15 protein-coding genes, 1 tRNA gene and 1 pseudogene are annotated in these 24,885 nt (G+C 74.9%); 8 read left to right on the top strand and 9 right to left on the bottom strand.

Annotation, left to right across the window (positions count from 1 at the left end):
• The first annotated feature begins 48 nt into the window (after positions 1-48).
• The 7 genes from ACF1BN_RS05260 (at position 49) to ACF1BN_RS05230 (ending at position 12,278) form a co-directional block, all read left to right on the top strand.
• Positions 49-1,374, top strand: a complete 1,326-nt coding sequence (locus ACF1BN_RS05260) for a VWA domain-containing protein (protein ID WP_392330221.1) — start codon at positions 49-51, stop codon at positions 1,372-1,374.
• 1,593 nt (positions 1,375-2,967) lie between these two features.
• Positions 2,968-3,744: an FHA domain-containing protein gene (locus ACF1BN_RS05255; protein ID WP_392330220.1), complete on the top strand. Its 777-nt coding sequence runs from the start codon at positions 2,968-2,970 to the stop codon at positions 3,742-3,744.
• Positions 3,745-3,822: 78 nt separating this feature from the next.
• The gene (locus ACF1BN_RS05250; protein WP_392330219.1) at positions 3,823-4,230 is read left to right on the top strand and encodes a globin; all 408 of its coding nucleotides are present in this window, start codon (positions 3,823-3,825) and stop codon (positions 4,228-4,230) included.
• A gap of 234 nt (positions 4,231-4,464) precedes the next feature.
• Positions 4,465-7,773 (top strand): FtsX-like permease family protein, encoded by a 3,309-nt coding sequence (locus ACF1BN_RS05245; RefSeq protein WP_392330218.1) that lies wholly within the window; start codon positions 4,465-4,467, stop codon positions 7,771-7,773.
• The gene (locus ACF1BN_RS05240; RefSeq protein WP_392330217.1) at positions 7,773-10,679 is read left to right on the top strand and encodes an FtsX-like permease family protein; all 2,907 of its coding nucleotides are present in this window, start codon (positions 7,773-7,775) and stop codon (positions 10,677-10,679) included. Before ACF1BN_RS05245 ends, ACF1BN_RS05240 begins: the two co-directional genes overlap by 1 nt.
• Positions 10,676-11,623: an ABC transporter ATP-binding protein gene (locus tag ACF1BN_RS05235; protein ID WP_392330216.1), complete on the top strand. Its 948-nt coding sequence runs from the start codon at positions 10,676-10,678 to the stop codon at positions 11,621-11,623. The genes ACF1BN_RS05240 and ACF1BN_RS05235 overlap by 4 nt, the downstream gene beginning before the upstream one ends.
• Before the next feature lie 46 nt (positions 11,624-11,669).
• Positions 11,670-12,278: a hypothetical protein gene (locus ACF1BN_RS05230; protein WP_392330215.1), complete on the top strand. Its 609-nt coding sequence runs from the start codon at positions 11,670-11,672 to the stop codon at positions 12,276-12,278.
• A gap of 221 nt (positions 12,279-12,499) precedes the next feature.
• Here the strand turns inward: ACF1BN_RS05230 and ACF1BN_RS05225 are convergent, their stop codons facing one another.
• From ACF1BN_RS05225 to ACF1BN_RS05195, 7 genes are all read right to left on the bottom strand, one after another.
• The gene (locus tag ACF1BN_RS05225; RefSeq protein WP_392330214.1) at positions 12,500-13,159 is read right to left on the bottom strand and encodes a hypothetical protein; all 660 of its coding nucleotides are present in this window, start codon (positions 13,157-13,159) and stop codon (positions 12,500-12,502) included.
• Entirely contained in the window at positions 13,156-13,581 is a 426-nt protein-coding gene (locus ACF1BN_RS05220) for an acyl-CoA thioesterase (RefSeq protein WP_392330213.1), read from the bottom strand. The genes ACF1BN_RS05225 and ACF1BN_RS05220 overlap by 4 nt, the downstream gene beginning before the upstream one ends.
• A gap of 7 nt (positions 13,582-13,588) precedes the next feature.
• Positions 13,589-15,253, bottom strand: coding sequence for an energy-dependent translational throttle protein EttA (gene ettA / locus ACF1BN_RS05215; protein WP_392330212.1), 1,665 nt, complete (start codon positions 15,251-15,253; stop codon positions 13,589-13,591).
• 257 nt (positions 15,254-15,510) lie between these two features.
• Positions 15,511-16,968 carry a Cys-Gln thioester bond-forming surface protein gene (locus tag ACF1BN_RS05210; protein WP_392330211.1) on the bottom strand — a complete coding sequence of 486 codons (1,458 nt, stop codon included), beginning with the start codon at positions 16,966-16,968 and terminating at the stop codon, positions 15,511-15,513.
• A gap of 256 nt (positions 16,969-17,224) precedes the next feature.
• Positions 17,225-17,725 (bottom strand): single-stranded DNA-binding protein, encoded by a 501-nt coding sequence (locus tag ACF1BN_RS05205; protein WP_392330210.1) that lies wholly within the window; start codon positions 17,723-17,725, stop codon positions 17,225-17,227.
• A 379-nt stretch (positions 17,726-18,104) separates the two neighbouring features.
• Positions 18,105-19,907 (bottom strand): GTP-binding protein, encoded by a 1,803-nt coding sequence (locus ACF1BN_RS05200; RefSeq protein ID WP_392330209.1) that lies wholly within the window; start codon positions 19,905-19,907, stop codon positions 18,105-18,107.
• A gap of 1 nt (position 19,908) precedes the next feature.
• Positions 19,909-21,528 carry a dynamin family protein gene (locus ACF1BN_RS05195; protein ID WP_392330208.1) on the bottom strand — a complete coding sequence of 540 codons (1,620 nt, stop codon included), beginning with the start codon at positions 21,526-21,528 and terminating at the stop codon, positions 19,909-19,911.
• A 299-nt stretch (positions 21,529-21,827) separates the two neighbouring features.
• On the opposite strand from ACF1BN_RS05195, the gene ACF1BN_RS05190 reads away from it, so the two are divergent.
• Positions 21,828-21,900: transfer RNA gene (locus ACF1BN_RS05190), tRNA-Arg, on the top strand.
• 167 nt (positions 21,901-22,067) lie between these two features.
• On the opposite strand, the gene ACF1BN_RS05185 is transcribed toward ACF1BN_RS05190, so the two are convergent.
• Both ACF1BN_RS05185 and ACF1BN_RS05180 read right to left on the bottom strand, forming a co-directional pair.
• Positions 22,068-23,255, bottom strand: coding sequence for a tyrosine-type recombinase/integrase (locus ACF1BN_RS05185; RefSeq protein ID WP_392330207.1), 1,188 nt, complete (start codon positions 23,253-23,255; stop codon positions 22,068-22,070).
• A gap of 677 nt (positions 23,256-23,932) precedes the next feature.
• Positions 23,933-24,884 (bottom strand): annotated as a pseudogene (locus ACF1BN_RS05180) (ATP-binding protein); the annotation flags it as partial.
• Position 24,885 lies beyond the last annotated feature (1 nt).

The raw sequence follows: 24,885 nt of genomic DNA, 5'->3' as shown, positions 1-24,885 counted from the left end.
CCCCCGTCACCATCCGCGTCCGCACCCCCGCCGAGGAGCCGAAACCAGATGGCGAACTTCGCCAAGCCGTCCCTGCCGCAGTTCTCGGTGGACGTCTACCAGAACGAGTACCTGCCGGCCGGCGGGCGGGACGTCGACGCGATCGTCACGGTCACCGCGACCGGCGGCGGCACCAGCGGCGCCGGGGGCGTCACGGCGGGCGGACCGGCCGGCTTGGTGATCATGGTCGACTGCTCGGGCTCGATGGACTACCCGCCGACCAAGATGGAGGGCGCCCGGGCCGCCACCGCCGCCGCGATCGACACCCTCCGCGACGGCACCTCCTTCGCCGTCGTCGCCGGAAACCACGTCGCCACCCCCCTCTACCCGGAGCGCGGGCGGCTCGCCGTCGCCGGCGGCCGGACCCGCGCCGAGGCCAAGGCCTCCCTCGCCCGGCTCACCGCCGACGGCGGCACCGCGATCGGCACCTGGCTGCGGCTCGCCGACAGCCTCCTCGGCGACGAGGACCTGGCCATCCGGCACGCCGTGCTGCTCACCGACGGACGCAACGAGCACGAGTCCCCCGAGGCGCTGCGGACCGCGCTCGACGCCTGCGCGGGCCGCTTCACCTGCGACGCGCGGGGGGTCGGCACCGACTGGGAGGTCAAGGAGGTCACCGGGATCGCCTCGGCGCTGCTCGGCACCGCCGACATCGTCGCCGATCCGGCCGGACTCACCGCCGACTTCACCGCCATGATGGAGAACGTCATGGGCAAGGGCGTCGCCGACGTGGCACTGCGGCTGTGGACGCCGGTCGGCGCGGAGCTCGTCTTCGTGAAGCAGGTCGCCCCCTCGGTCGCCGACCTGACCACCCGGCGCGCCGACACCGGGCCGCGCGCCGGGGAGTACCCGACCGGCTCCTGGGGCGACGAGTCCCGCGACTACCACGTGCGCGTGCGGGTCCCGGCGAACGCGGTCGGGCAGGAGATGCTCGCCGCGCGGGTCTCGCTGATCCTGCCCGACCCGGCGGGCGGGGACGCCCGGCCGGTGTCCCAAGGGCTGATACGAGCGGTCTGGTCGCACGACGTGGCGATGACCACCGCGATCAACCCGCAGGTCGCCCACTACACGGGCCAGGCGGAGCTCGCGGACGCCATCCAGGAGGGCCTGGACGCCCGCAAATCGGGCGATCAGGACGGAGCGACCGCGAAACTGGGCCGCGCGGTGCAGCTCGCGGCGGCCTCCGGCAACGCCGATACGGCGAAACTCCTTTCGAAGGTGGTGGACGTGGTCGATGCGGCGGCGGGTACTGTGCGGTTGAAGGCGAAGGTCGCGGAGGCGGACGAGATGACACTCGAGACCCGCTCCACCAAGACCGTTCGCGTCAAGAGGTAGCCCGGCCCACCGGGCCGGACGACGAGAGGGGGAAGCACCGACATGCCGACCTGCCCGAACGGACACCAGTCGGTCTCCGACGACTGGTGCGAGGTCTGCGGCCATCGCATGGCCGGGGCGGGCGCGCCTGCGGGTGCCGTACCGCCCCCTCCCCCGGGCCCTCCCGGCCCCCCGCCGCCGCCCCCGGCCTACGGCTACCCCCACCCGAACCCCCCGGGCGGCCCCGACGGCCCGCCTCCCCCCGGCTTCCCCGGCGGCCCGGGTGCGCCCGGTGGCTCTGACTTCTCCGGCGCGCCTGGCGGCCCGCGCGGCGCGGGTGGCCCCGGCGGCGCGGGGGGTCCGGGTGCGCCCGGCGGCCCTGACTTCCCCGGCGCGCCTGGCGGCCCCGGCTTCCCCGGCGGACCGGGTGCGCCCGGCAGCCCTGACTTCCCTGGCGCGCCTGGTGGCCCCGGCGGCCCTGGCTTCCCCGGTGGACCGGGTGCGCCCGGCGGCGCCGGCGGTCCCGGTGGCCCTGGCTTCCCCGGAGGCCCGGGAGCCCCTGACGGTCCCCGCGGTCCCGGCTTCCCCGGTGGTCCGGGTGCGCCCGGCGGCGCGGGCGGTCCCGGCGGTCCTGGCTTCCCCGGCGGCCCGGGGTCTCCCGACGGGCCCCGCAGCTCCGGCGGTCCCGGCGGCCCTGGTGGGCCTGGTGCTCCCGGAGGCCCGGGGGCGCCCGGCGGCCCCGGCTTCCCCGGTGGACCGGGGGCGCCCGGCGGTCCCGGTGGACCCGGTTTCCCCAATGGACCGGGCGCTTCCGACGGCCCCGGCTTCCCCGGAGGCCCGGGAGCCCCTGACGGTCCCCGCGGTCCCGGCTTCCCCGGTGCGCCCGGCGGTGCGGGCGGTCCCGGCTTCCCCGGCGGTCCTGGTGCGCCCGGCGGTCCGGGTGCGGGCGGTCCCGGCTTCCCCGGCGGTCCGGGTGCGCCCGGCGGTCCGGGTGCGCCCGACGCGCCCCATGGCTACGGCTTTCCCGGGAGCCCGGGTGCGCCCGGTGGTCCCGGCGCCGAAGGCCCCGGCTTCCCCGGTGGTCCGGGTGCCCCGGCGGGCGGTGGCCGGCCCGGCTCACCTGAAGGCCCCGGCTTCCCCGGCGGACCGGGGTCACCGGCCGACGCCGGTCGTTCCGGTTTCCCGGGCGGTCCCGGTGCTCCGGCCGGTGCCGGCGGTCCCGGCTTCCCGCCCCCGCCGGGCGGTCCCGGTTTCCCGGGCGGATCCGGTGCACCCGGCTTCCCGCCCGGCGCTCCGGCCGGTGCCGGCGGGCCCGGTTTCCCCGGTGCGCCCGGCGGCCCTGCGGGCCCCGGCGGTCCCGGGTTCCCTGAGGGTCCGGGCGGGCCGGGTGGTCACGGTGGCCCCGGCGTACCCGGTGGTGCGCCCGGTGGCCCCGGTGCGCCCGGGTTCCCTGACGGCCCGGGTGGGCACGGCGGGCCGGGTGGGCACGGCGCGTCCGCGTTCTCCGGTGGGCCCGGTGGGTCTCCGGCCGCCTTCCGGGGCGGGGTCGGCGGGGATCCGAACGCCACCGCGCAGGCGGAGCTGTGCCCGCAGTGCCGTACGCCGCGCGAGCACATGGCGCCGTACTGCGAGGAGTGCCGCTGGAACTTCCTGACCGGCACCGCGACCTCGTACACACCGATCGCTCCCGCCAACCGGCCCGCCGGGCCGCCGCCGGCCGCTCCCGGCGCCCCCGGCGCGCCCGGCGCGCCCGGCGCCCCCGGCGCGCCGCGGGATCCGTTCGGGTACCACGATTCTCGGCCGTCGCAGGTGAACCGGCCGGCCGAGCCGTTGGGGGCCGAGCCGACCCACCAGCAGGCGCCGCCCCCGTACGCCCAGGCGCAGGCTCAGGCCCCGGCCCCGCCGGCTCCGCCGCAGCCGCGTGCCGACGACGACTGGGTTCTCTCCCCGCCGTCCCAGGCGCAGCCGCCGGAGCAGCGGCGCCCCCAGGGGTGGACCGCCCACATCGGGCCGGACCGCGACTACTTCCTGGCGATGATGCGCCGCAGCGGCCCGGAGGCGTCGGGGCTCAACCTGCCCGCGTACGCGCCGCCGAAGCAGCTGCCGCTCCAGGGCAACCAGGTCTCCATCGGGCGCCGCCGGCACTCCACCGGCGAGTCCCCCGACATCGACCTGGCCGTGCCGCCGGAGGACCCGGGAGTCTCGCACCAGCACGCCGTGCTGGTGCAGCAGCCCGACGGTTCGTGGGCGGTGGTGGACCAGAACTCCACCAACGGCACCACGGTCAACGGCGGCGAGGAGCCGATCCAGCCGTACGTCCCCGTCCAGCTCCAGGACGGCGACCGGGTCCACGTCGGCGCCTGGACGACGATCACCGTCCGCCGCGGCTGACGCCCGACGACCGGTGGGCGGAGGAGCGGAGGTCCTAGACCTCCGGTCCTCCGCCGCACGGTCTGAGACGATGGAACGGTGAACGAGATTCCCGGGGACGGCACGGTGCAGGAGCAGACCTTCTACGAGCAGGTCGGCGGCGAGGAGACGTTCCGCCGCCTCGTCCGGCGCTTCTACGAGGGCGTCGCCGAGGACCCGCTGCTCCGCCCGATGTACCCGGAGGAGGACCTCGGCCCCGCCGAGGAGCGGTTCGCGCTCTTCCTGATGCAGTACTGGGGCGGCCCCGGCACGTACAGCGAGCGCCGCGGCCACCCGCGCCTGCGCATGCGGCACGCCCCCTTCGCCGTCGACCGGGCCGCGCACGACGCCTGGCTCCGGCACATGCGGGACGCGATCGACAGCCTGGAGCTCGCGCCGGAGCACGAGGCCCAGTTGTGGAAGTACATGACGTACGCGGCGGCATCGATGGTGAACACCGCCGGCTGAGACCGCGGGGCGGACTCCTCCCCGCCGACAGGTTCAGACCACTCCACGCCACCGGATGAACACATTCCGGGGAACGCCGACCGGATAACGGTCACGATCCCATCAAGGTCGGTGCGCAAGCGGTTTCCAGCGACCTGTGGCCGATGAAAGCATTCCCCGAACGTTTCGAGACGTTTCGAGACCCCGACAGGCGTTCAGTGGCCTGCGGGGCGCGTGGGGCGGCCAGGGGGATGGGTGACGGGGTTCGTACTTCTGCGCGTCAGGGCACACCGGCTGCTGCTCGGCGCGGCACTGCTCGCCGTCGTCCTGACGACCACGGTCCTCGCGACCCTCGCCGGCTTCTCCGGCTCCATCGGGAACGCCGCGCTCCAGGCCGTCCTGCGTGACCGCTCCGCGGCCGCCGCCACCCTGCTCGTCTCCGGACAGGTGCCCGCCGAGCAGCGGGCCGCCGCCGACCGGGCCGTCGGCGAGAGCGCCCGGCGCGCCTTCGACGGACTGCCCGTCACCGTGCGGCGCCTGGAGAGCTCCGGGCCGTACGCGCTGCCCCGCTCGCTCCAGCCGCCCGCGGCCCGCGGGGGCGAACCCGACCTGACCCACTTCGCGGCGCTCGACCGCACCCGCCTCACCCTCGTCCGCGGTGCCTGGCCGAAGACCGCCGGCGAGGGAGTGGTGGAGGCGGCGCTGCCCCAGGAGGCGGCGAAGCGGCTCGGGACCGGCCCCGGCGCCGTCCTCGAACTCACCGACCGCCTCACCGAGCAGCGCCTGCGGGTCCGGATCACCGGCGTCTACGCGCCGGCCGACCCGACCGACCCGTACTGGCTGCTCGACCCTGCCGGCGGCCGCGGCGTGCGGACGGTCTCCTTCACCACGTACGGGCCGCTGCTCGCCGACCCGTCGGTGCTCGCCTCCGGTTCCGTCAGCGTCGGCGGCACGTCCTGGCTCGGCACCGCCGACTTCACCCGCCTCGACACCGACGGGATCGCGGCGCTGCGCGAGGCGGCGACCCGGGAGCCGGAGGCGATGATCTCCGACACCGACTCCTTCGGCACCACGATCAACGCCACCACCGGCCTGCCGACCCTCCTCGCGCAGACCGAACGCGCCCTCACCGTCTCCCGCTCCACCCTCCTCGTCGTCGCCGTCCAGCTGGTGCTGCTCGCCGCGTACGCGCTGCTGCTCGTCGCCCGGCTGCTGAGCGCCGAACGCTCCGGCGAGACCGCGCTGCTCCGCGCCCGCGGCGGCTCCCGGCGCCGGGTCGCGGGACTCGCCGCCGCCGAGGCGCTGCTCCTCGCGCTGCCCGCCGCCCTCGTCGCCCCGCTGCTCGCCGGACCGCTGACCCGCCTCTTCACCGAGCGGTCCGCGCTCACCTCGCTCGGCGTCCGGCTCGACACCTCGCCCTCCGCGGCCGTCTGGCTGGTCGCCGCCGGGGTCGCCCTGGCCTGCGCGGCGGCGGTCGTCGCCCCCGCGCTCGCCGCCCGGGACGGCGACGCCGTCTCGCTCCGCGGGGCGCGGGGCGGCGGCCTCCCCCGGTCGGTGCGGGCGGGCGCGGACCTCGCTCTGCTGCTCGTCGCCGGCATCGCGCTCTGGCAGCTCCAGCGGAATCCGGAGGGCGCCGCCGACGGCGCCTCGGTCGATCCGGTCCTCGTCGCCGCGCCCGCCCTCGCGCTGCTCGCCGGCACCGTCCTGACGCTGCGTCTGCTGCCGCCCGCCGCCAGGCTGGCCGAGCGGCGCGCGGCCGGCGGCCGGGGCCTGTCGGCGGCGCTCGCCGGCTGGCAGTTCAGCCGCCGTCCGCTGCGCGGCGCCGGACCGGTCCTGCTCCTGGTCCTCGCCGTGGCGATGGGCATGCTGGCGATCGGCCAGAGCAGTTCCTGGGAGCGGTCGCAGCACGACCAGGCCGACTTCCGGTCCGGCACGCCCGTGCGGGTGACGGGTGTCGGATCCGGCGATCCGACCCGGACCCCGCGGCTCGCCGCCGTCCCCGGGGTACGCGAGGTCGCGCCGGTCCACCGGGCCTCCATGGACGTGGCCGGCCGCACCGCCACCGTGCTCGCCGCCGGCACCGACCGGCTCGCCGGCGGCCTGCTGCTGCGCGAGGACCTGGCGGGCGGCCCGGCGGACGGACTGCTCGCCCCGCTGCGGCCGAAGGGCGCCGGGCGGCAGGGGCTCAGCCTGCCGGAGGACAGCCGGACGCTCACCGTCGACCTGCGCAGCGAGGCGCCGCGCGGCACCGGCGCCGGCCGGATCGTCCTCACCCTGGAGGACGCGTACGGGGTCCCGTACCGGCAGGCCGCGGGCACCCTGCCCGCCGACGGCCGCACCCACCGGCTCACGCTCGCCCTCTCCCCGCCGGCCTCCGGCGGTGCCCGTCCCGGCGGGCGGCTCAGCCTCACCGGCATCGAACTCGGCGCCGACTTCACCGAGGGCGCCCACCGCGCCCAGTCCCTCCACGTGGACCGCGTCGCCACGACCGGGGCGGACGGGAAGCCGCGCCCCGTCGACCCGGGGCGCGCGCTCGCCCCCTGGACCGCCGTCGCCCGGCAGACCGTCGACGGCGAGCTCGACGACCCGAAGCCGCTGTCCGGCGCGGCCGGCCGGCCCGCGGCCGGAGGCACGGCCCCGTACTCCGTCCCGTACACGCTCAGCGGTCGGTTCGACGAGCTCACCGGGCCCCTCGCGGAGGACTACACCGTGCGGCTGACCGCGCCCATGGCCGCGCGGCCGAAGCAGCTGCCCGCGATCGCGTCCGAGGCGTTCATGGCGGCGTCCAGGGCGCGGCCGGGCGACGTCGTCCAGCTCCCCCTCGGCGGCAGCCGGATCGATGTGGTCATCACCCGGGTCGTGGAAGGCCTGCCGACCACCGGGACCGGCGGCGCGGAGGCGGCGGGACCGGTGGAGACGGACGGCGGCGGCGTGCTGGTCGACCTGACGGCCGTCAACCGGGTCCTGGCCGGCGGCGACCCCGCGGTGCCCCTGGCGCCCACCGAGTGGTGGCTGACCCCCGAACCGGGCCGGGCGGACGCCGTCGCACAGGCGCTGCGCGCCGCCGCCGACGACGAGCCCGGCGAGATCGTCGTCCGTGACGCGATCGCCGAGGGCCTGCTCGGCGACCCGCTCGGCGCGGGCCCCCACACCGCCCTGATGGCGGTGGCCGCCGCCGCGGTGGCGCTGGCCGCGGTCGGCTTCGCCGTCGGCGCGGCCGGCTCCGTACGGGAACGGGCCGCCGAGTTCGCGGTGCTGCGGGCCCTCGGCGCGCCCCGCCGCCGGCTCGCCCGGCTCCTCGCCGCCGAGCAGGGCCTCCTGATCGGCGTGGGGCTCCTCGTGGGCGTCGCCCTCGGCACCCTGCTGGCCCGGGTCGTCGTCCCGCTGGTGGTGCTCACAAGCGGCGCCACCCGGCCCGTGCCGCCCGTCCTGGTCGAACTGCCCCTCGGCCAGGTCGCCCTGCTCCTCGCCGGAGTCGCCGCCCTGCCGCTCGCGGTGGTCGCGGCGATCGCCCTGCGCCGCAACGACCCGGCGGTGTCCCTGCGCCACCAGGGAGACAACTGATGTCCGACGTCCCGCGCGAGGAGTCCCGCCCGATGCAGCCCGCAGGCGAGTCCGAGAAGGCCGAGGCCCGGCGGGCGAACGAGCCTGGGCAGCCCGAGGCCCGGGGGCCGGGCGGGTCCGGGCCGGCGCCGCATCTCACCGAGACCCGCGTCCGGGCCGTCGCGCCCTGGGTGCGGACCCGGCTGCGGGCCGCGCCGGGCGCCTCCGCCGGTCTGGCGCTGCTGGTGTTCGTCACCGCGCTGCTCGCCGCCGCGCTGCCGCGGGTGGTCGACGCGTACGAGACGGAGGGGCTGCGGCACGGCGTCCGTACCGCGCCCGCCCACGTCTCCCAGGTCGAGGTCACCGTCCCGCTGGAGCAGGGCGCCACGATCTCGCCGGAGACGCTGCGGGAGAACCAGGAGCAGCTGCGGGGCCTGATACCTCCGCCGCTGCTCACCGACCCGGGGCAGACCGTCCACGGAATCCGGACGATGGCCCTGATCCCGGGGCTCGACCCGTGGCTGCCCCGGCCGAGCAACGTGGCCCCGGAGTTCGTCCTCGCCTCGCCCTCCGGTCTCGCCGACCACTCGACGCTGCTCCAGGGCCGGATGCCCGCCGGCAGCACCGTCCGGCCGGAGGCCGCGGTGACGGCGCGGACCGCCGAGGTCCTCAAGATCAAGCCCGGATCCGTCGTGCACGTGCCCGGCATCACCCCCGAGCCGGTCGCCGTCACCGTGACCGGCATCGTGGAGCCGCGCGGACCCGAACGTCCCTACTGGGCCGTGGAGCCGCTGCTGCGGACCCCGGTGCTGGCCACGAAGCCGGATCCGACGCAGATCATCTACTTCTGGCAGGCGGCCCTCCTCGTCTCCCCGCAGGCCGGGTCCGCACTGACCTCGACCACGGGCAGCCCGGAGGTGTACTGGCGCTTCCCGCCGGTCTCCGGGCATCTCACCGCGCGGGACGCCGGACCGCTCGCCGCCTCCGTCGACTCGCTGTCCGGCGGCCCCGCCCTGGCGAGGATCCACGAGCTCGCCGGTCCCACCGGCCGGCTCGCCACCGGCCTCGGCACCGTCCTCGGCACCCACGGCGCCACCGGCGCCGCGATCGCCCCGGTGGTCGCCGTCGCCGTATTCGGCGTCGGCGCGGTCGGGGCGGTGGTCGTCGCCATGACCGGCGGGCTCCTCCTCTCCCGCCGCGACAGCGAACTGACGCTGCTGCGTGCCCGCGGCGCCTCCCTGCCGGGGATCGGTCTCCGGCTGCTCGGCGAGACCTCGGCGGTCGCCGTCCCGGCCGCCGTGCTCGGCCTGGTGGCCGCGGTCGCCCTGGTCCGCGGCCCCGACACCCCCGGCGCCCCGGCCCTCACGGGCTCCGCGCCGCTCCTCCCGTCCGTCCTCGGCGCCGCCCTGGTCGCCCTGGTCACCGCGCTCGTGCTGCCCGTCCGGGCCGTGCTGCGGCACCGGGCGCCCCGGCTCCACGCGGCCCGCGAGGATCTGGTCGACGCCCGGCCGTCCCGCCGCCGCACCGTCGTCGAACTCACCCTCCTCGTCCTCGCGGCGGGCGCGATCGCCTCGCTGCGGCTGCGCGGCACCGCCGACGCGGGCGACCATCTGGTCAGCGCCGCACCGGTGTTCGTCGGCGTGATCGCCGCCCTCGTGCTCGTACGGCTCCAGCCGCTGCCGCTGCGCGTGCTGGCCCGCCGGGCCCGCCGGATGCGCGGTGTCGTCGCGCCCCTGGCGATCGCCCGGGCCGGGCGTTCCCCGGCCGGCGGCGTGCTGCCGCTGCTCGCGCTCGTCCTGTCGCTGACCACGGCCGCGTTCGGAGGTTCGGTCCTCGCCGGGGTCACCGAGGCCCGTGAGCGGGCGTCCCTGCTCGTCACCGGTGCCGACGCCCGGGTCGAGGCCCCCAGGAGCGGCCTCCCCGCCGGGCTCACGGAGGCGGTGCGCGGCACGAAGGGCGTCCGCGAGGCGCAGTCCGTGCAGATCGAGTACGGGGTGGCGCTGCCGTCCCCGCTCAGCGCCGCCCCGCCGATGAGTGCCCCGCTCGTCGCCGTCGACCCGGCTGCCTACGCCGGGCTCGCCCGGCGGACCGACAACGGCGGCTTCCCCGCGAAGCTCCTCGCCTCGACCGGGAGGGGCGGCCGGGAGGCCGCCCTCGACACGTCCCGGGTGCTGCCGGCGATCGCCTCCCCCGCGGTCGCCGCGCGCCTCGGCGACCAGCCGCAGCGGATCGACTCCGACGCCGGCGGCTTCCGGGTGCGGGTGGTCGCGGTCCGCGACTCCACGCCCGGTGTCCGCGGCGAGAACTTCCTCGTCGTCAACGCCGCCGACATCACCCTCCGGCGGCCGACCGCCGTGCTGGTCAGCGGGAAGGTCGACGGCCCCGCGCTGCGGAAGGCCGTCGCCTCGAAGTCCCGGGACGCCGAGGTGACGCTCAGCGCGGAGACCCGCGCCGCGTACGTGGACTCGCCGCTCCAGTCCGGCGCCGAGAGGCTCTACGCGGCGGCGATCGGCGCGGGCGCCGCCTACGCGGTGGTCGCCGTGCTGCTGTCGCTGACGCGGAGCGGCCCGGAGCGGGCGACGCTGCTGTCCCGGCTGCGGACGATGGGCCTGACCCGGCGGCAGGGACGGCGGCTGCTCGCCCTGGAGGCGCTGCCGCCCGCGGTCTTCGCCGCGCTCGGCGGGGCGCTCGCCGGGTGGGCGACGGTGCCGCTGCTCGCGCCGGGCGTGGACCTGCGCCGGCTGGCGCTGGCCGCGGCGGAGGGCGGGGCGGCGCTGACCGGCACACCGCTGCGGGCCGACCCGTGGTCGCTGGTGCTGCCGGCCGTGGCCGTGGTCCTCCTGACGGGGGTGGCGGCCGGCGTCCAGGCGTGGTGGACGGGGCGGAGGAGCTCGGTGAAGGAACTCAGGGCAGGAGACGCACGATGACGACGACCGCGAACGCGACCCTGGAGGAGCTGGAGCGGCGGGCCAACGCGCACCGCGAACGCCCCTCGTACGGCCACGACGCACTGATCGCCTGCGACCGCCTGGTGCGGATCTTCACCACCGACGGGGTGGAGGTGCAGGCGCTCCAGGGGCTCGACCTCCTGGTGAAGGAGGGCGAGCTGATGGCGCTGGTCGGGGCGTCCGGCTCGGGCAAGTCGACCCTGATGAACATCCTCGCCGGCCTCGACGTGCCGACCGCCGGCGCGGCCCGGGTCGCGGGCTGCGACCTGCTCGCGATGACCGGCAAGGACCGGCTGCGCTACCGGCGCGAGGTGGTCGGCTTCGTCTGGCAGCAGACGGCCCGCAACCTCCTCCCCTACCTGACGGCAGCTCAGAACGTCTCCCTGCCCATGCAGTTGGCGGGCAGCAAGGCGAAGAAGGCGGAGCGGGCCGAGGAACTGCTCGCGATGATGGACATCGCGCACTGCCGGGACCGGCGCCCGCACCAGCTCTCCGGCGGGCAGCAGCAGCGGGTCGCCATCGCCGTCGCCCTGGCCAACGACCCGAAGGTGCTCCTCGCCGACGAGCCGACCGGCGAGCTGGACTCGGCCACCGGCGAGCAGGTCTTCGCCGCCTTCCGGCGGGCCAACGAGGAGCTGGGCACCACGATCGTGATCGTCACCCACGACCAGGCGGTCGCCACCGAGGTGCGCCGCACGGTCGCCATCCGCGACGGCCGCACCTCCTCCGAGGTGCTGCGCCGCACCGAGGTCGACGAGGCGGGCCGGGAGTCGCTGGTGGCGCGGGAGTACGCGATGCTCGACCGCGCGGGCCGGCTCCAGCTGCCCGCGGACTACACCGAGGTGCTGGGCATGGAGCACCGCGTGGCACTGGAGCTGGAGCGGGACCACATCGGGGTGTGGCCGGACGACGCCGAGGGCTGAGGAACCGCCGCGCGGGCCGGCGCGTCCCCGTCCCGGGGTGGTCGGGATGGTGAGGGACAGGGCCCTGTCGTACGCGGGCGCGGTGGCCGTGCCGCTCGGCGCGGGCGTGCTGCTGCACCTGTGGACGGGCTGGGCGACGCGGAGCCCGCTCGGCCTGCCGAACGCGCTCGTGGACGGCGTCGGGCTGCTCCTCGCCGCGCTGGCGGTGGTGGCGCTCGACGGGCTCTTCCGGGCGGGCGGCAGCATCCTGGCCCTGGTCGTGCTGCTGGCCGGGCTCGGCGCGGTGTGGGTCGAGGCCCGGGACTCCCGGGTGCGCGGCGCGACGGCGGAGTGCGTGGTGGTGGGGAAGGTACGGGTCACCGAACATCCCACCTTCGGGGAGGGCGCCCCGCGGCCGAAGCGGCTCCACCACCACACCCTGGACTGCCCGGGCGGCTACCCGGCGGAGTTCTCCTGGGAACGGAAGCTGGGCGAGCCGGGGAAGCCGGTCAGGATCGCGTACGACCCGGCGCGGCGGACGGACCCGGTCCCGGCCGAGGAGAACGTCGCCCGGGGCGCGCCCTTCGTCCCGGCGGCCCTGCTGCTGCTCGCGGCGGCACTCGCGGCCGCCTCGCTCCGGCACGAGTTCACGGGAAGGGGGACGCGGATCTGGTGACCCCACCCGGCCGCGGCGTCCCTCCCCGACCCGGCGCGGCGGCGCCTCCCGCCGGTCCGGACCCGCGGCGCCTCCCGCGTGCCCGGACCGGCGGCGCCTCCGCTCGGCACAGGCCGGTCGCGCCTCCTGTCGGCTCAGGCCGGCTGCTCCGGTCGGACCGGGCGTGCCTCTCGCCGGCTCAGGCCGGGCCTCCGGTCGGACCGGGCGCGCCTCTCGCCGGCTCAGGCCGGGGTGAAGGTGAGCGCGGTGGGCGCGGTGCGCAGGGCGACGGAGCCGTACGGGGTGCGCAGCCGCAGCCACGGTCCGGCGGCCATCAGGGCGACCGGCGCGTCCAGCGGGGGCAGGAAGCCCAGCGACTGGGCGGCGTGCACGGCCCGCAGGGGCAGGCCGGTGGCGCCGAGGGTGCGGGACCAGATCTCGCGGCCGATGCGGTCGCGCTCGGCCCGGGTGCGCCGCTCCTCGGACAGTTCCTCGTCACGGCGCCGGAACTCGGCGACGGCCGCGGCGACCGCCCCGCGCAGCTCCCCCGCGCCGGGCAGGCCCTCGACGGGGCGCCAGCCGGAGCGCGGCGGGAGGACTCCGGCCCAGGGCGGGCCGGTGACGGCGCCGGGGACGACGGCCTTGCCGGCCGACTCCTCCACGCCGTCGAGGAGCTCTCCGGCGGAGACGGTGACGTCGAGGTCGACGTCGTCCACCAGACGGGCCGTACGGATCGCCAGCACCTCGAAGGACGGCGGGCGTCCGAACACGGCGAGCGCGCCGCCCCCGGCCTGGAGGCGGACGGCGGCGGCGCGGTCGTAGTGCACGAGCCGGGTCAGGAAGGCGGCGAGGGCCGCCGCCTCCCTGGGGTCGGCGAAGTGCAGCGGGGCGAGCACGGTCATGCGGCGGACGTCATCCCGTCGTCGACGTACTCCTGGAGGAAGCGGCGCTCCTCCTCGGAGATGCGCCGCGGTCGCTGCGCCTCCAGGTCGAAGGGCACGACGACCGTCGAGGCCCGTACGTAGGTGACCTCGGGGTCCTTGATCTCGTACGCGATCGTCAGCGACGCCGCGCCGATCTTCGTGACCCACGACTCGATGGTCACCGGCTCGTGCCGGTGGACCAGCGGGCGGAGGTAGTCGATCTCGTGGCGGGCCACGACGGACCCGCCGGAGAAGGACGGGCTGCCGTCCCCCGGCGCCAGCCGGAACATGAAGTCGATCCGGGCCTCCTCCAGGTAGCGGAGGAAGACCACGTTGTTGACGTGCCCGAAGGCGTCCATGTCCGACCAGCGCAGGGGGCAGCTGTAGATGTGTCTCGCCACGACGACCTCAGCCCCGGGTGAGCTTCTTGTACGTGGCGCGGTGCGGACGGGTGGCGTCCGGGCCGAGCCGCTCGACCTTGTTCTTCTCGTACGACTCGAAGTTGCCCTCGAACCAGAACCACTTGGAGTCGCCCTCGTACGCCAGGATGTGCGTGGCGACCCGGTCGAGGAACCAGCGGTCGTGGGAGACGACCACGGCGCAGCCGGGGAAGTCGAGGAGCGCGTTCTCCAGCGAGGACAGGGTCTCGACGTCGAGGTCGTTGGTGGGCTCGTCGAGGAGCAGCAGGTTGCCGCCCTGCTTGAGGGTGAGCGCGAGGTTGAGGCGGTTGCGCTCACCGCCGGAGAGCACGCCGGCCGGCTTCTGCTGGTCCGGGCCCTTGAAGCCGAACGCGGAGACGTAGGCGCGGGACGGCATCTCGACCTGGCCGACGTTGATGTAGTCCAGCTCGTCCGAGACGACGGCCCAGAGGGTCTTCTTCGGGTCGATGTTGGCACGGCCCTGGTCGACGTAGGAGATCTTGACCGTGTCGCCGATCCTGATCTCGCCGGAGTCCGGCTTCTCCAGGCCCTGGATCATCTTGAAGAGCGTGGTCTTGCCGGCGCCGTTCGGGCCGATGATGCCGACGATGCCGTTGCGGGGCAGCGTGAAGGAGAGGTCGTCGATGAGGACCTTGTCGCCGAAGGCCTTGTTGAGGTTGTTGACCTCGACGACGACGGAGCCCAGGCGCGGGCCCGGCGGGATCTGGATCTCCTCGAAGTCCAGCTTCCGCATCTTGTCGGCCTCGGCGGCCATCTCCTCGTAGCGCGCGAGACGCGCCTTGGACTTGGCCTGACGCCCCTTGGCGTTCGACCGCACCCACTCGAGCTCTTCCTTGAGGCGCTTGGCGCGCTTCTCGTCCTTCTTGCCCTCGACCTTGAGGCGCTCGGCCTTCTTCTGGAGGTAGGTCGAGTAGTTGCCCTCGTACGGGATGGCGCGGCCGCGGTCGAGCTCCAGGATCCACTCGGCCACGTTGTCGAGGAAGTACCGGTCGTGGGTGATGGCCACGACGGTGCCCTTGTACTTGGCGAGGTGCTGCTCCAGCCAGTTCACCGACTCGGCGTCGAGGTGGTTGGTGGGCTCGTCGAGGAGCAGCAGGTCGGGGGCCTCGAGGAGGAGCTTGCAGAGCGCCACGCGGCGCTTCTCGCCACCGGAGAGGTTGTTGACCGGCCAGTCGCCGGGCGGGCAGCCCAGGGCGTCCATGGCCTGCTCCAGCTGGGTGTCGAGGTCCCACGCCTCGGCGTGGTCCAGGTCCTCCTGGAGCTTGCCCATCTCCTCCATGAGCGCGTCCGTGTAGTTCGTGGCCATCTCCTCGGCGATGGCGTTGAACCGGTCGAGCTTGCCCTTGATCTCCGCGACGCCGTCCTCGACGTTCTGCAGGACGGTCTTGGACTCGTCGAGCTTCGGCTCCTGCATGAGGATGCCGACCGAGTAGCCGGGGCTCAGGAACGCGTCGCCGTTGGACGGCTGCTCCAGACCGGCCATGATCTTGAGAACGGTGGACTTACCGGCACCGTTCGGGCCGACCACACCGATCTTCGCACCGGGCAGGAAGCTCAGCGTCACGTCATCGAGGATGACCTTGTCGCCGTGCGCCTTGCGCGTCTTGCGCATCGTGTAGATGTACTCAGCCAAAGGAAACCGTCCGGCAAAGAGTGAGTGGGCAGATACACCCATCTTGCCGCACCGCCACCCCCGGGCGGAAACCAGTACCGTCCGACGCCGCCCCCGGAGCCCCCCGGCGTCCCTGTGCATCACCTCGGTGTCCGTGCCCGGCGCCCGCCGGTGGAGGCCGGTGAGGCCGGTGGACGTGCGACGGCCCCGGACGCGGGTGCGTCCGGGGCCGTCCGTCACCGGGTGCGTTCACCCCGTGACGTCATGCCGTGCCGTGCTTACTGACCGGCGGCCTTGCGCTTGCGGAGGAAGAAGACCGCGCCGCCGCCGGCCAGGACGAGCGCGACGGCGATGCCGGCGATCATCGGGGTGGCGTTGGAGCTGCCGGTCTCGGCCAGGTCACCGCCGGTGGTACCGGTGGTGCCGGTGGAGGCGTCCGTGGTGGTGCTGGGCGCCGGGGTGGACGGGCTCGCCGAAGCGGTCTCGGACGGGGTGCCGGTGGACGGCGTCTGCGAGGGGGTCTCCGACGGGGTCTCGGACGGCGTCTCCGACGGGGTGCCGGTGGACGGCTCCGGGCTCGGAGCGGTCTTGCAGTCCAGGACGCCCTGGAACGACTTCGAGAAGCCGTTCGGGCCGGTGATGGTGAAGTCGTACGCCTCGTCCTCGCCGACCGGGACGGTCACGGTCTTGGACTCGCCGGCGGCGATGGTGACGGAGACGCCCTTGACCTCGAAGGTCCAGTCCTCGTCGCCCTCGTTGGAGGCGGTGATGTCGAGGCCGCCCTTGGCGCAGTTCTCGGCGACGGTGACGGCCGGGACCGCACCCTTCTTCGCCCAGGCCGCGGTGACCTCGGCGCCGACGGAGGACTTGCTGCTGCCGGCCAGGATCAGGGTCTGCTCGTGACCCTCGACGCTGCCGAAGACGCGGCCGATGGCGACCTCGGTCTCGGCCTGGAGGCTGATCTTGGTCGTGCCGTCGGGGGTGCCGGCCGGGACGTCCAGGAAGAGCTCGCTGTTGTTGCTCGCGGCGGAGACGGCCTGGCCGTCCTTGTCCACGACCTTGACGTTCGCCGGGGCGTCGGCGGGCAGGGAGACCTTGACGGTGCCGTCGGCGGCCGTCGTCGTCACCTTGACCGGGCCGAGCTTGTCGCCGGCCTTGCCCGCGACGGAGGCCGGGGCGGCGGCCAGGGAGACCTTCGGCTCCTCCTGGTCGGGGGCCTTGGCGGCCTCGGCGACCAGGTAGTCGGAGAGCGCCTTGGCCTCCGGGTCCAGCGGGGTGGCCGTGACGTTGTCCGAGTACTTCCAGATCGCGGCCTGGGTCGCGGTGGCGGCCTCGTCACCCGTCAGGGCGCCGACGCCGGCCTTGCCGGCGAGCGCGTTGAGGTCGTTCACCTCGGGGTAGGAGTTCTGCAGGATCCAGCGGATCTTGCCCGCGTTGGGGTTGTCGCTCAGGGTCGACTTGTCCCAGTCGGTCTCGCGGTACTTCGTGCCCGGGTCGGTCGACGTCCACAGGTCGATGCAGTAGGCGGTGAGCGTGCCGCCGCCGTCGACGGTCAGCTCGAAGAGACCGCCGTGCTGCGTCGAGTTGCCCCGGTCGCTCTCGATCTTGATCTTGCCGGACTCGGTGAGTCCACCCAGCGTGGCGGCGGCGCCGGCGCCGTCCTCGGCCATCGCCGGAGCCGCGAGCGCTATCGCGCTGGACGCGACCAGGCCCGAGACCAGGGTCGCTGCGGCCAAACGGGCAGCACCACGCCCGCGAACTGAAATCATTGCATTCCCCTCCGGGCGAGTCGCTCCGCGAACGTGATGATTCGCGTGGGGGGAGCGCCCGCCAGCAGACTCACTGACTCGATGGGCTCATGTGCCTCATGAGTATTCAGGGATCCTAGGGAGGCGGAAGACCTCCGTCCCCGGTCATACGACGAGATAACCATTCCGTCTCGGAATCGTTATACCCCCGGCGAGTTGGTCGACAAATCACCACAACACAAGGTCAAGGGGCGGTTACCAGCTGGTGCGCCGCGGCCGTCCAGGGGTCCTTCCCGTCCGCCGGGACGAGTTCGGGAGCCCCCTCGCGATCCGTCAGGTCGCCCTCCCCGACGCCCGGTGGAGCCTGCGCCCCGGGGCTCGCCTCGGGCCGCGCGGTGCGGCGGAAGGCCGAGGTGCCGCGGGTCAGGTCGTGGCCGACGGCGAGGGCGTCGATGTCGACGAAGGTCTTGCGCTGCCCGTCGCGCTCGTCCTCACGGACCTTCAGCCGGCCGTGCACCACGAGCGGTTCCCCCACCGAGACCGAGGCCGCCAGATTGGCGCCGAGCGACCGCCAGGCCGAGACCGTGTAGAAGCTGGTGGGCCCGTCGGCCCAGACCGCCCGCTCGCGGTCCCACCGCCGGGCGGACACCGCGAACCGGAACCGGGCGACCGCCCCGGCGACCGTGTCCCGGTACTCCACCGCCGTCGCCACGTTCCCCACCAGCGTCACCGTCGTGTCGTTCATGTGCGTGCTCCTTCGCGCCGTCGTCCTCCTGGTCGTCACCATGCTGTCGGGGCGACGGAAAGCCCGCCGGCGCCTGTGGACGACCGACGGGCTGTGGACAACTCGTCCACCTGGGAGGGTGAATTGCGGCTGTTCGAGCGCTCTGTCCGCGGAGCTGGGTCCCGGATACGCGCAGCCCCGGCGCTTGCAGCCTGGCTTGCGCAGCCCCGGAGCCCGCAGCCCGGAGCCCGCAGCCGGCGTGCGCAGCCCGGAGCCCGGCGCCCGCCGCCCAGGGCGCCCGCCCCGGCGGGCCGGACCGGGCGGGCAGCGGGCGGGCGGGGAGCGGTCGGGCGGGGAGCGGTCGGGCGGGCCGGACCCGGCGGGAAATGTCAGACAGGCTCTAGCGGAGCCGGGCCCCCGTCCGGGTCGCCCCCAGCCGGGGGACGGTCCCCCGCGGGCCCGCCCCGACGATCCTGGGCGAGGGCCGGGGGCCGGCCACCTTCGCGTACTGCTCGCGCACCTCGCGGTACCGCAGCAGTTCGGCCGAGACGGGGTCGAGGACCCGGGCCCGGCCGCAGGCCGCCGCCGCTTCCGCGAGCTTGCGTTCGGCCTCCTGGCCGTACCTCCGGGCCGGTCCCTTCACGGCGCTCTCGCAGGCCCACTCGACCAGCGGCCCGCCGGCGATCCCGCCCACCATGATCAGGACCGGCAGCAGCAGCCCCGGCTCCACCACGCCCACGATCTGGGCGACCAGCCAGAGCGCGCCGAAGAGCTGAAGGAGCGTCATCAGGGCCTGGACGAGGACGGCGGCCGGCCACCAGGCGGGGCGCGGCGGCCGGGCGGCCGGGTCGCCGAGGGTCACCGTCAGCTCGTCCAGCGCCTCGGGCAGCCCCTCGGCACCGCGCGCCGCGGCCTCCCGCACGGCGTGGGCCCAGGGTGCGGGAAGGCCCCGCGACGCCTCGTCGGCCACGATCCGCACCGCCTGTTCGACGCGCTGGCGGGCGGTCAGTTCGTCCTCGACGGGCGCTTCGAGCCGCGGGTCGGTGGAGCCGTGCGCGCGCCTGCGTTCGTACCAGCGGTGCATCCGCAGCCACGGCGAGCCGCAGGCGCGGATGGCGCCGCGCCGCCAGACCCGCTCGGCGGCCTCGCCCGCCGCCTGCGCGCCGACCGCGACGGCGAGCCGCCCCGCGAACTCCTCGCGGCTCCGCTCCCCGAGCCCCGACCGCCCGTCGGCGAGGTACGCGGGCCGCAGCCTGGCCGCGGCGGCGTCGATGTCGGCGGCGAGGCGCCGCTCGGGGGCGGTGCGTTCCTGGACGAACCGGGCGAGGAGTTCGCGGAGTTCGGGCACGCCCTCGCCGGTGAGGGCGGAGACGGGCAGCACGGTGGCGCCGGGCTCGCCGTGCTCGCCGAGGGCCATGCCGTCCTCGTCGAGCAGGCGGCGCAGGTCGTCGAGGACCAGCTCGGCGGCCTCGGCCCCGAGCCGGTCCACCTGGTTGAGCACGACGAAGGTGACCTCGGCGTGCCCGGCGAGCGGCCGCAGGTACCGCTCGTGGAGGGCCGCGTCGGCGTACTTCTCCGGGTCGACGACCCAGATGACGGCGTCGACCAGGCCGAGCGCCCGGTCGACCTGGTCGCGGTGGGCGGTGACCGCCGAGTCGTGGTCGGGCAGGTCGATGAGGACGAGCGACTGGAGACCGGCGTCCGCGGTCCCGCCCGCGAGGGGGCGCCGCCGCAGGCGGCCGGGCACGCCCAGCCGGTCGAGGAGCCCGGCGGCCCCCTCCGACCAGGTGAGGGCCAGCGGCGCGGAGGTGGTCGGCCGGCGCAGCCCGGTCTCGGAGACGGCGACCCCGGCCAGGGCGTTGAAGAGGGTGGACTTGCCGCTGCCGGTGGCGCCGGCGAGGGCGACGACGGTGTGCCGGGAGGAGAGCCGCTGCCGTGCGGCGGCCTCGTCGAGCACCCGGCCGGCCTCGGCGAGCGCGGTGCTCTCGACCCGCGTACGGGAGAGGCCGACGAGCTCGTGGAGCGCGTCGAGCCGGGCCCTCAGCCCGCCGCCGTAACTCCCCCCGAAGCCCCGCAGGTCCTCCGCGCCGGCGTCCGCCGCGGCGGGCTCCTCGGGGGCGGCGGCCCGCTCGGCGGCCCGCCGGGCGATCAGCCCGTCGTCCCACCGCGCGCGTCCGCCCGCTTCCGTCGGATTCTCGGCCACGTCACTTCTCCTTCTGCAGTACGGAGAGCGCGGCGATCAGCTCCGCCTGCGGCTCGGGGGTGACGCCGAGGGCGTCGAGGGGCGCGAGGCGGCGGTCGCGCTCGGTGTGCAGGACGCGGTCGACGTGGGTGAGGACGAGGTCGCCGCCCTTGTCGCGCAGGCGCAGGGCGGCCTGGGCGCCGAGGAGTTCGGCGAGCCGCTCGCCGGCGGGCCGGGCGCGCCGGCCGCCGAGCAGGGACGCGGCGAGCAGGGCGGCGACGGTCTCGGCGTCGGGTACGGCGGCGCGGGCGGCGCCGCGCCCGGCCGGCTTCTCCACGGCCCGCACCTCGTCCTCGGCGAGTTCCTCCAGGATCCGCCGCCAGCGCCGCACCTCCAGGCCGATCCGCTCGGCCACTTCACGATCGGTGCCCGCCGGGACGCCCCGGAGGGCGCCCGCCGCGGGTTCGCGGCGATGGACCTCGCGGATCGCCTCCTCCGCGGCCGAGACGGCGCAGTGGAGGAGGGCGGCGAGGGATTCGGTGAGGGCGTCGAGGAGTTCGTCGGCGGTGCTGTCACGGGGGTAGGCGCGCCAGCGGGCCCGCGCGTCCCCGGCGAGGACGGCCCCCCTGCCGAGCTCCTTGCGCACCCGCGCGCCCTGCCGGCCGTAGGCGCCCTCGACGGCTCCGCCGAGGCGTACGGCGGCGGCGTACTGCGCGGCGACGGCGCCGGCCAGTTCGGGAAGGCGGGTGTCGAGGGAGTCGATGACGCCGGAGGCGGTCCGGGAGACGGCCTGCTGGCGCGCGGCGGGATCCTCGGCCCGGTGCGCCAGCCACCCCCGGAGCGCGGCGACGGCGCTCTCGGGCAGCAGCCCGCTCCCACCGCCGGTGGACTCGGGAAGCTCGGGGATGGTGAAGCGGGGTACGTCCCCGAGCCCGGCCTTGTCGAGCAGCGCCTCGAACTGCCGGGAGACCTCGCCGATCACCTGGTGGGGCACCCGGTCGAGGACGGTGACGAGGGTGGCGTCGTACTCCTTGGCGGTACGGAGCAGGTGCCAGGGGACGGCGTCGGCGTACCGGGACGCGGTGGTGACCATCACCCAGATGTCGGCGGCGCACATCAACTCGGCGGCGAGCAGCCGGTTCTCGACGATGAGCGAGTCGATGTCGGGGGCGTCGAGGAGGGCGAGCCCGCGGGGCACGGTGGCGGAGGTCTCGACCCGGAGGGCGTTGTCCTCGGCGTCACCCGGCTCGGCCGCGCGGTCCTCGCCGGCCTGCGGCAGCCAGACGCGGGTGAGCTGCGGCAGCACCCGGAGCCCCGCGAACCAGTGCTGGTCCTCGGGGTGGCAGACCAGCACCGGCGTACGCGTCGTCGGCCGCAGTACCCCCGCCTCGCTCACCCGCCGCCCGACGAGCGAGTTCACCAGCGTGGACTTCCCGGCCCCCGTCGACCCACCGACGACGGCGAGCAGCGGCGCGTCGGGGTCCTTCAGCCGCGGCACCAGGTAGTCGTCGAGCTGCGCGAGCAGTTCGGCCCGGGTCTGCCGGGCGCGCGGCACGTCGGGAAGAGGGAGGGGAAGACGCACGGCCGCGACTCGGTCGCGCAGGGCGGAGAGTGCGTCGATCAGCTGAGGCCGTTCGTCCAAGGTCACCACATGCGAAGAATGCCCAATTTATGAGCGTTTTTGAAGCGTATTGCGGCCCTACGCGCCGAAGAAAGGAAGGGTGACCCGCAGCCCGGGCATAACGAGTGCACAACACCCGCCCCGAGTGGCGTGAAAAGCGCTGCGCGAATCGCACCTGCCTGCGATTATCGGTTCGCTTCACCGAACCTCCACATCGTGCCACGCAGGTGAAGCACCAGGGCCGAGCCGCCAGGACCCCTATCCTTGTCCCGGCAGCCCCACCCCACCCACCAGGGCCACCAGGCCCGAGGCCACCACCGGCCCCCGTAGCTCAGCGGATAGAGCAGGTGCCTTCTAAGCACTTGGCCGCAGGTTCGAGTCCTGCCGGGGGCGCACAGTGAGACCCCTCCTTCGGGAGGGGTCTTTTTGCTGTTCAGAGCAGGTTTCCGGAGAACGGAGCGGAGCCGGATACGTCCCCTGGCGGGCAGCGGACGTATCCGGCTGGCTCCGGCTCATCCTGCGTTTCTGCGGGTGGCCTCGGTGAATACGCGGTGGAGTTTTCAGACCCCCGCCGCGGCGGGGTCGGGCAGCTCCCCCGCTCCCTCGATCCGCTGCTTCAGGTCGTCGAGCTGGCCGTCGATGCACCGGGCGTAGGTGGCGAGGAGGACGGGAACGCTGTTGCCCGCCCACTCGGCCACGGTCGCGGCCGGGACGCCGGCGTTGAGCCAGTTCGTCAGGCAGGTGTGGCGGAGGTCGTACACGCGTCGACCGAGCGGGGAGCCGAACTCGTACGGTGTGAGTACCTCCTTCCGGGCCCGCCGCCACGCTCGCCGGATCACGGACCCGGCGAGGTCCCCGCCCTTCTCCCCCTGCATCAGCAGCTCGCCGGGCTTCAGCCCCTCCCTCTCGATGTGAGCCCGGAAGATTCGCGTCAGGGCGGGGCGGCAGGGCACCGTCCGGGTGTCGTCGGCGGCCCGCCCCTTGAGGCCGCGCTGCTCGCGCACCTCCCCCGTGTTCGTCCACTGCCTGCCGACCTCGGGGTGGGCGGTGTGGAGCAGCAGCTCGCCCCACTGGTCGTCGGCGTCGGTGTCGGGGAGGCGGACGTCGCCGACGTCGAGCGCCACGACTTCCTCGGGCCGGGCGGCGGCGTAGTACATCGTGGCGAAGAAGGTGTGCAGCCGAGGGCCGCCCCGCGGCCGGGCGTAGACCCAGCCAAGGAGCTTCGCGGCCTGCTCCTTGTTGAGCAGGGAGCGCTTGTCGACGGCCGAGGAGGTCTTGGACGCGGCGGCGCCGGCGCCCTTCCCCTTCGGGAGCGGGTTCTCCTTGAGCACCGTCTTCTTGATGGCGTGCTCGCGGAGGGCCCGCCGCACGTCGACGCCCTTGAACGCGGTGGGCTGGGACCGGAGCAGGGCGATCGTGACGGGCGTGAGCGCTTTCGCCACGTTCCGCCGGTTGTTCGCGGAGGTCCGCGCCCAGAGCTGGTCCACGAACTGGATCGCGAGGGCGTACCACGTCACGCCAGCCGCCTGGGAGATGTGCGAGACGGGGAGCCCGGTGGAGAGGCTGAACGCCTCCCCCTTCCGCGCCGCAGAGACCAACCCGGCGCGGAAGGACTCGGCGAGGGCCGCCGTGACGAACGTCTGACGGTGCTCCCGGCCGTTCAACTCCCAGCGCACGGTGTGGGTGGTCTTCCGCTTGCCCACGTTGACGCCGGTCTTCCAGAACTTCACGTTGTACGTCGTGTCCATCAAGCGGCGTCCTCGTGCTCGTTCAGCCAGAGCTCCAGGTCGACCCGGCGCACGCGGAGGGCACCGTTCGGGAGCTTGATGCAGCGGGGGGGCGCGTCGCTTCAGGCGCCAGTCGTAGAAGGTCGAGCTGTTGATGCCGAGTTCCTCGCAGATCTCGGGGACAGTGAGCATGGCGCGCATCTTGGGCGTGCTGGCCATTTGAGTCCTTTTTTAGGGGACAAGGGCGTCTCTCGGCAGGAGGCGCCCGGAGGGGCTACGTGTGTCCGAGGTGGGGATTTCTGCGTCATCGCGTCATCAGCACCATTTGGCCCGTTGACCTGCGGGTTTCGGTGACGTAGGGGATGACGGGCTGTGTCACCGGTGACGCGGCTGTCCGTCATGGTGTGACGCAGGTGACGAACGTTGACGCAGAGATTCGCGCTCTGCGTCACCCTTGTTGACGCAGGTCAGGCCCGGGTTTCGGGGCCGTCGTGACGCAGGTGACGCAGCGCTGTCTCCTTAGGAAAAAGAGGGCCTGGGTCCTGTTGTTGTGCGCGCCTTCAGGCGTGAATGGGGAGCCGCAGAGCGGCACGCCCTGTGAGCGGCGGCAAGCCGCCGAAGAGCAAGAGGGGCACCGCCGCGCGGGGCGAGGGTGCTCCTCTTGCCTGTGCGGTGGGTACCGCGTGGCGCGGGGCCCAGAACGCCTGCTGCTGCTCGTCGGTCGGGGGCTTGGGGCGGGCCATCTCGATGTAGCGGGCGGCGCGGGTGCGGCCCCAGTCGACGAGGACGCCGGGCGGCGAGGACGGGCAGGAGGCGCTTGAGGCGGTCAGAGAAAACCTTGCCGGTGGTGGGCCAACCTTTAGGCAGGGGACGGAATTCTCCCTCGCCGATGTAGAGCTGGGTCAGGCCGTGCAGCCACTCGGCCGACGTCATCCGTACGTCGGTGCCAGGTTCGATGCCGGCGGCGTGCTTGTGGACGGTCTGGGCGACGAGGTCGCCCTCGATGACGTCGTCGTTGAGGTCGTCCAGGCTGGCCCGGTAGGCGTCCAGGGCGCCGAAGTTGCGGGCGGTGTCGAGCTGCGCGCACAGGTGGGCGAAGTCGGCCATGCGCAGGTCGGTGGGGTTGTCGGCCTGGGCGGCGCGGATCTCGACGGCGAGGTCGAGGACGGAGCCGAGGATGACGGGCAGGGCCTGGGCGAACTCCCGCCACAGCTCCGCCTCGGTCCGCCGCACCCGGGGGCGTTCGAGCCGGAGAGGGAGGAGGCGTTCGGCGAGGTCGGGGCGGATGACGCCGACGTCGATGCCGGTCAGGAGCATCGGCCGGCGGTAGCGGGAGCGGACGACGTCGCCGTCGGTGAACAGGGCTCGCTTGATGCTTTCTGCGCCGGTGACGATGCAGCACATGAGGTCGGAGAGGTCGGGGCCGAGGTGGGAGAGGTTGTCGAGGCCGGTGACCCAGCCGGCGGCGACGGCGGTGATCAGGTTCTCCTCGTCTTTCGGGGCCCTGCGCAGGTCGCCGCTCATGCCCTCGATGATCCGCACCAGCATCTTCCCGGCGGTGGACTTCCCTGCGCCCTGCGGACCGGTGAGGAACGGGGCGGGTACGGGGACGTCGGGGCCGAGGCAGCCGACGAGCCAGGCGAGGGCCAGG

The sequence above is a fragment of the Streptomyces sp. NPDC014861 genome (genome assembly GCF_043081625.1).
Classification (GTDB): Bacteria; Actinomycetota; Actinomycetes; order Streptomycetales; family Streptomycetaceae; genus Streptomyces.
The sequence above is the reverse complement of the archived record's forward strand: the minus strand, read 5'-3'. Positions and strand labels throughout refer to the sequence as shown.

Coding starts and splice junctions, on each gene's coding strand:
- ACF1BN_RS05260 (WP_392330221.1), top strand. CDS start 49: ATGGCGAACTTCGCCAAGCCGTCCCTGCCGCAGTTCTCGGTGGACGTC.
- ACF1BN_RS05255 (WP_392330220.1), top strand. CDS start 2,968: ATGGCGCCGTACTGCGAGGAGTGCCGCTGGAACTTCCTGACCGGCACC.
- ACF1BN_RS05240 (WP_392330217.1), top strand. CDS start 7,773: ATGTCCGACGTCCCGCGCGAGGAGTCCCGCCCGATGCAGCCCGCAGGC.
- ACF1BN_RS05235 (WP_392330216.1), top strand. CDS start 10,676: ATGACGACGACCGCGAACGCGACCCTGGAGGAGCTGGAGCGGCGGGCC.
- ACF1BN_RS05230 (WP_392330215.1), top strand. CDS start 11,670: ATGGTGAGGGACAGGGCCCTGTCGTACGCGGGCGCGGTGGCCGTGCCG.
- ACF1BN_RS05225 (WP_392330214.1), bottom strand. CDS start 13,159: ATGACCGTGCTCGCCCCGCTGCACTTCGCCGACCCCAGGGAGGCGGCG.
- ACF1BN_RS05205 (WP_392330210.1), bottom strand. CDS start 17,725: ATGAACGACACGACGGTGACGCTGGTGGGGAACGTGGCGACGGCGGTG.
- ACF1BN_RS05185 (WP_392330207.1), bottom strand. CDS start 23,255: ATGGACACGACGTACAACGTGAAGTTCTGGAAGACCGGCGTCAACGTG.